At 61.7% G+C, this 5,439-nt stretch carries 7 protein-coding genes; 2 read left to right on the top strand and 5 right to left on the bottom strand.

Annotated elements, in window-relative coordinates; translation table 11 throughout:
- Positions 1-131 precede the first annotated feature (131 nt).
- Together DBR24_RS06210 and DBR24_RS06205 are read right to left on the bottom strand one after the other, a co-directional pair.
- A complete protein-coding gene (locus tag DBR24_RS06210) occupies positions 132-437 on the bottom strand; it encodes a PsiF family protein (RefSeq protein ID WP_007950613.1) in 306 nt (101 codons plus the stop codon).
- A gap of 63 nt (positions 438-500) precedes the next feature.
- The gene (locus DBR24_RS06205; RefSeq protein ID WP_123470983.1) at positions 501-1,295 is read right to left on the bottom strand and encodes a helix-turn-helix transcriptional regulator; all 795 of its coding nucleotides are present in this window, start codon (positions 1,293-1,295) and stop codon (positions 501-503) included.
- Positions 1,296-1,391: 96 nt separating this feature from the next.
- On the opposite strand from DBR24_RS06205, the gene DBR24_RS06200 reads away from it, so the two are divergent.
- On the top strand, positions 1,392-2,279 hold the full coding sequence (locus tag DBR24_RS06200) for a DMT family transporter (protein ID WP_128614214.1): 888 nt from the start codon (positions 1,392-1,394) through the stop codon (positions 2,277-2,279).
- 121 nt (positions 2,280-2,400) lie between these two features.
- Here the strand turns inward: DBR24_RS06200 and DBR24_RS06195 are convergent, their stop codons facing one another.
- The 3 genes from DBR24_RS06195 to DBR24_RS06185 all read right to left on the bottom strand — a co-directional run bounded on the left by DBR24_RS06195 (position 2,401) and on the right by DBR24_RS06185 (position 4,315).
- Positions 2,401-3,279 carry a triacylglycerol lipase gene (locus DBR24_RS06195; protein ID WP_128614213.1) on the bottom strand — a complete coding sequence of 293 codons (879 nt, stop codon included), beginning with the start codon at positions 3,277-3,279 and terminating at the stop codon, positions 2,401-2,403.
- Between the two features lie 91 nt (positions 3,280-3,370).
- Positions 3,371-3,676: a multidrug efflux SMR transporter gene (locus DBR24_RS06190; protein ID WP_123470977.1), complete on the bottom strand. Its 306-nt coding sequence runs from the start codon at positions 3,674-3,676 to the stop codon at positions 3,371-3,373.
- Positions 3,677-4,315 carry an FMN-dependent NADH-azoreductase gene (locus DBR24_RS06185; protein ID WP_128614212.1) on the bottom strand — a complete coding sequence of 213 codons (639 nt, stop codon included), beginning with the start codon at positions 4,313-4,315 and terminating at the stop codon, positions 3,677-3,679.
- Positions 4,316-4,424: 109 nt separating this feature from the next.
- On the opposite strand from DBR24_RS06185, the gene DBR24_RS06180 reads away from it, so the two are divergent.
- Positions 4,425-5,384: a LysR substrate-binding domain-containing protein gene (locus DBR24_RS06180; protein WP_256591304.1), complete on the top strand. Its 960-nt coding sequence runs from the start codon at positions 4,425-4,427 to the stop codon at positions 5,382-5,384.
- Positions 5,385-5,439 lie beyond the last annotated feature (55 nt).

Here is a 5,439-nt window from a genome sequence, read left to right as displayed (position 1 = left end):
AAAAGGGATAAAACCCTATAACTGTGTCCAGGATCGTTTGACCAGATCAGTCCCCTCTCCCTCCGGGAGAGGGTTAGGGTGAGGGCAAATCTCAAGCGGACGCGTCGACCCTGACACGCCACAGAAGCGGGTTATTTTTTCTTCAGGCAGTCACTCATGAAGGTCTTGCGCGCATCGCCGGTCAGGGCTTTGGTTTTCGCGTCGGCGTTGCAGGTTTTCATTTTTTCCTGCTGCGGGGTCAGGGCCTTGGCATCGTTGGCAGCCGGCGCTGCCTTGAGGCAGGTGCTCATGAAAGTCTTACGCTCATCGCCCTTGAGGCTCTTGGCGGTCGCATCGGCATTGCAGGTGGTCATTTTGTTCTGCTGCGCGGTGGCGGCGAAACCCTGGGAGCACAGCAGCAGACCGATCATCAACAAAGGGACACGCAACATCTTCATGGAGTTTTCTCCTTGTCGCCGCACCGATGGATGCGGCCTCTGCTGAAGTGTAGCCAAATCTTGTTACACCTTCCCGCCTTCCAGGTGGCTGCGCCGATACTGCTCCGGCGTGCATCCGGCCTGACGGGCAAACATGGCGATGAAGGCCGAGCCGCCGCTGTAACCCAGATCGAAGGCGATCTCCTGCACGCTCTTCGAACTTTCCAGCGCCTCGATCGCTGCCAGATAGCGCAGACGCTGGCGCCATTCGCCGAAACTCATCCCCAGCTCACGCACAAACTGCCGGGCCAGCGTGCGCTCGCTGACGTGTACCTGCGCCGCCCAGTGCGCCAGCGGTTGGTTACTGCCCGGATCGGCCTGCAATGCATCGAGAATCGCCAGTAACCCGGGATTACTCGCATACGGCAGATAACATTCATGCACCGGCGCCTGTTGCAGTTGATCAACCAGCACCTGGGCCAGTCGCCGGTCGGCTTCGAGTTCGGGGATTTTCACATCGCGGGCGGCGAAGTCCTTGAGAATCGCCTTGAGGATGTCGCTGATTGCCAGCGTGCAGGCCCGTGCCGGCAGTTCGGCGCAGACCTTGGGGTCGAGGCACACCGCACGATAGTTGACTGGTTGGTGGCTGTAGAAACTGTGCTCGACCTGCGGCGGTACCCACACCGCGTATTGCGGCGGCGACATGAAGCGGTTGCCATCGACGTCCATGTGCAGCACGCCGTGCGCCGCGTACTCCAGCGTGCCCCAAGGATGCCGGTGCGGCGCGGCGTATTCATGGGCGTTGAAGTCGGCGTAGCGGAAGTACACCGCTGACGGCAGTTCGCTGAAATCCAGCAGATCGATGTGTTTACTGTTCATGCTGTCCGGTTGCAGAGGCAGGTTGTCCGGTTCGCAGTATAGGGCTGCATCCAGACAGGGGATAATCACCGTTCATCAACGTTCTGGTTTTAACCCATGCAATACGCGTTTCCCCTGCTGGCGATTTTCATTTGGGCCGGCAACACCGTGATCAACAAACTGGCGGTCGGGGCGATCTTCCCGGCCGAGATCGGTTTCTACCGCTGGCTGCTTGCCGGCCTGCTGTTCACCCCGTTCATGCTCAAAGCGGTCATCGCGCACTGGCCGCAGATCCGCCCGAACCTGGGTAAGATCTTCATCCTTGGCGTGCTCGGCATGGCGGTGTATCAAAGCCTCGCCTACTTCGCCGCGACCCTGACCACGGCGACCAACATGGGCATCATCCTGTCGCTGATGCCGCTGATGTCGCTGGCCATGGCGATCATCAGCCTCGGCCAGCGCCTGACCGCCGGCGCCTTGTTTGGCGCGGTGCTGTCGTTTGCCGGCGTATTGGTGGTGGTCTCGTCAGGCAGCCTTGGGGCTCTGTTGCAACACGGCGTGAACCTGGGTGACGCGATGATGCTGATCGCTACCCTCGCCTACGCGATCTACAGCACCTTGCTGAAAAAATGGCAGCTGCGCCTGCCGCCACTGGTGTTGTTGTACTTGCAGGTGCTGGTGGCGATCGTGGTGCTGTTTCCGCTGTACGCGATGTCACCGAAAACCGGGCTGACCCTGCAGAACATTCCGTTGGTGCTGTATGCGTGCCTGCTGGCGTCGATGCTCGCACCGCTGGCGTGGATGCAGGCCGTACAGCGTCTGGGGCCGAGCAGGACGACGTTGTTCTTCAACTTGCTGCCGCTGATCACTGCGCTGATTGCAGCGCTGGTCTTGAAGGAACAGCTGGCGATGTATCACCTGGTCGGTGGTCTGCTGACGTTGGGCGGGGTGATTCTTTCCGAGCGCTGGACCACGGTGTTGGGCCGCAAGGTCAACGTTGCCTGACCCGACGCCATCGCAGGCAAGCCAGCTCCCACAGGGGCGGTGTCGCACACACATGTTGTGAACGCCACGAATCAGTGTGGGAGCTGGCTTGCCAGCGATGAACGATAACGCGGTGTGCCTGCTAAACCCCGGCAGCCTCAAGCCGCGCCGCATGCTCGACGAACAGCCGCACCGGATCCGCGCCCTTGCCCACCAGCCCCAGCGACTGGTTGACGATGTCGAAGTGATCCAGCGGATAGTCATCGCCAATCACCGTGCCCAGATGCGAGCTGTAGCGCCCGACCATCCCGTCACACTGCCCCGGTTCGCGCACGAAGGTTTTCGCGAACAAGCGGCAGCTGCGATGGGTGCCGTCGAACAGGTTGCCGCCGCGGTCGGTCTTGCCCGGCTGCAGCGTGCCCGACCACGAGTAATAGCGCACACCGTTGACCTCTTCCGGCCCGTGTCCGCCCCAGGTGTCAGGCAGGCCTTGTGGATAACGCTGATTGAACAGCGCCACGCCTTCGCTGGTCAGCGATTGGTGCGAAGCGTGGATATCCACCGGCAGCTTCGGCCCGCGGTAACCGGTTTCCAGTAACGCCATCAGCCAGCCGACAACGCGCAACAACACCTCAAGGACGCGTCCTCTGGCGCTGTCCGCCGGATAGTGTTTTTGCAGATAGTCGGCCAGTTCCGAACCGTGATTGGGTCCGGCCACCGAGGTCACCGACGCGACCAGATCCGGACGTTTGGCCGCTGCATAGCGTGCGGTCAGCGAACCCTGGCTGTGGCCGAACAGGTTGACCCTGGCCGCGCCGGTCTCGCGCAGGATCTCGTCGATCCGCGCCAGCAATTGCTCGCCGCGCACTTCGGTGGAATTGAGCGGCGACACCTGCACCGCAATGACCGTCGCACCACCACGGCGCAAGGCTTTGATGATTCCGTACCAATACGGATAGAGCACCAGCCGGATAAACCCGAGCATGCCCGGCACCAGCACCAGTGGATAACGCGTCGACATGGGCAAACATCCTTGTGGTCGATGAGTGGATGCAAGGCGTGCAAAACGCCCGCCAAGCATCCTCCCTGATGATGACAACTCAACGACCAGCCTACTTCAGCCCCGCCACCCCCGCCACAATCAGACCTACCGAGAGCAGTTTGACCAGCGTCAGGCTTTCGCCGAGCAACGCGAACCCAAGGAACACCGTGCCCAGCGAGCCAATCGCCGTCCAGACCGGATAGGCAATGCTCACCGGCAATTCACGCATGGCCAGCGTGAGAAAGTAGATCCCGCCGATTGCCGCAATCACGGTGATCAACGACGGCCACAACCGGGTGAAGCCTTCGGCGTACTTCATGCCCATGGCGAAGGTGACTTCGAACCCGGCGGCGATCAGCAGGAACAGCCAGGCCATCTAGAACGCCCCGGCGAGGTCGAACAAGCGCTGCTCGGCCTCCGCCACCGACGCTGCGAAGGTGCGTTCAGCGGATTCTTCACCCTCGGCCGCGACTACGGTGACGTCGTTGATACCGATAAAACCCAGCGCCGTGCGCAGCCATGGATCGGCATGGTTCAACGCCTCCAGCTCACCGCCCGGGCCAAAACCGAAGCCGCCGCGACTGGTGACGATCAGTGCCTTCTTGCCTTGCAACAGTGGCGTGTAGTTGGCAACGCCGTTATCCAGCGTGTGATCGAACGTCAGCCCCAGCCGCACGATCTGATCGACCCAGGCCTTGAGGCCGCTGGGCACGCTGAAGTTGTACATCGGCGTGGAGATCAGCAGCAGATCATGCTCGAACAGCTCGCCGACCAGTTGATCGCTGAGCGCCAGATCGGCCTGCATCGACAACGGCCGTGCTTGCGGCTCCGGGTAGAACGCCGCCGCTACGAACGCCTCGTTGACCGCTGGAATCAAGGCCCGACCGACTTCGCGGCGAGTGACGCGAGCCTGTGGATGATGCGCCTGCCAGGCGCTGAGAAAACCTTCAGCCAGACGCCGCGAATGCGAACGGTCACCGCGCGGACTGGCATGGATCACAAGAATCTTGCTCATCTGTCTTTCCTCCGGACTAGAATCAAACGGCTTGTGGCGTGCAGCTTGAGGCGCGCCGCTGCTGTCCTTCAAATGAGCAAAAATCAGTCGGGATGAATTCATTTCATCCGTGGAGTTTTCAATGTTCGCCTCGCTGCCGCTGACCGCCCTGCGCGCTTTCGAATCCGCTTCGCGCCTGTTGAGTTTCAAGGCTGCTGCCGAAGAGCTGTCGGTCACCCCCACAGCGATCTCTCATCAGATCCGCTCGCTGGAAGACTGGCTCGGCGTCGCCCTGTTCGAACGTCTGCCGCGTCAGGTGCGCCTGACCGAAGGCGGCGAGCGCCTGTTTCGCAGCCTGCACGGTGCCTTGCTGGAAGTGGCGCAAAGTGTCGACACCCTGCGCCCGCAACGCAGCGGCAGCAGCCTGACGCTGTCGACCACGGCCGCGTTCGCCGCGCTGTGGCTGGTGCCGCGCCTGGGGCGGTTTTATGCGCAGCATCCGAACATCAACCTGCGCCTCGATACCCATTGCGAGGTGATCGATCTGCATCAGGACGCCAGCGTCGATCTGGTGTTGCGCTACAGCCTCGATGACTATCCGAACCTGTATGGGCAGTGCCTGTTCGACGAGTCGTTCGGCGTTTACGGCTCGCCCGAGCAAGTGGCGCTGGCCGCGCGGCGCACGCCGACGCTGATCAGCGTGCGTTGGCACAACTCGAAGCTGTATGCCCATGGCTGGGAAGCCTGGTGCGCGCAGTCCGGCGAGCACTGGCTGCAGCAGCATCCGGTGAGTCGTGAATACGACGAAGAGCACTACGCCCTGCAAGCGGCGATTGCCGGGCAAGGGTTGGTCCTGGCAAGCAATATTCTGGTGTCGGAGAGTGTCGGCAGCGGGCTGCTGGTGCCGTACAAAGGCGAGATTCAGGTCGATGGCGCCGGGTACAGCGCGTTGTGCGTGCCGGGGCGCGAACGGCATCCACCGGTGCGGGCGTTTTTTACCTGGCTGCATGAGGAAGCGCTGTTGTCCGGGCTGACACGCAGATCGCAACCGTCGGCAGCGTCTGTAGAGCAGGCGGCAAAAATCTCATAAAACTTTTTGCTTCGCGCAGGACTCACAACTGGGGTAGGCGAGCACGCCTGTAGAG

Source organism: Pseudomonas sp. HMWF006, from assembly GCF_003061205.1.
In the GTDB taxonomy this organism is placed as follows: Bacteria; Pseudomonadota; Gammaproteobacteria; order Pseudomonadales; family Pseudomonadaceae; genus Aquipseudomonas; species Aquipseudomonas monsensis.
The sequence above is the reverse complement of the archived record's forward strand: the minus strand, read 5'-3'. Positions and strand labels throughout refer to the sequence as shown.